The sequence below is a fragment of the Neisseria sp. P0021.S007 genome (assembly GCF_051956855.1).
Genome location: NZ_JBQCXA010001838.1, coordinates 1 through 430, shown reverse-complemented (window position 1 = coordinate 430; position 430 = coordinate 1). Strand labels below are relative to the sequence as shown.

The 430-nt window shown below is 49.5% G+C and carries 1 protein-coding gene; it reads left to right on the top strand.

Annotated elements, in window-relative coordinates; translation table 11 throughout:
- Positions 1 to 430 (top strand): phenylalanine--tRNA ligase beta subunit-related protein (locus ACTHUR_RS21725; protein WP_440400890.1); only part of this gene is annotated, 430 nt, incomplete at both ends.

The following is a 430-nucleotide window of genomic DNA, read 5'->3' as shown; positions in this document are numbered from 1 at the left end:
CAATATCCGTGAATACTTGGATTTGGACGATACGCTGTTTACGTTGAAAATTACGCCTAACCGCGCTGATTGCTTGAGCGTTAAGGGTATTGCGCGTGAGGTTTCTGCGTTGACTCAATGTGCGTTTAGGCCTGTTGAAATTCAGACGGCCTTTATCGGCAGTGAGAAAAAACAGGCTGTCCGTATTGACGCACCGGCCGACTGCGGCCGTTTTATCAGTCGCGTTATTGAAAATGTCAATGCGAAAGCGGCTACTCCCGATTGGATGAAACAACGTTTGGAACGCAGCGGTATCCGCAGCATTTCCGCATTGGTGGACATCGGCAACTATGTGATGCTGGAAATCGGTCAGCCTATGCATGTTTTCGATGCTGACAAGCTGTCAGGCAGTTTGATTGTCCGCCGTGCTCAAAATGGCGAGACTTTGGCG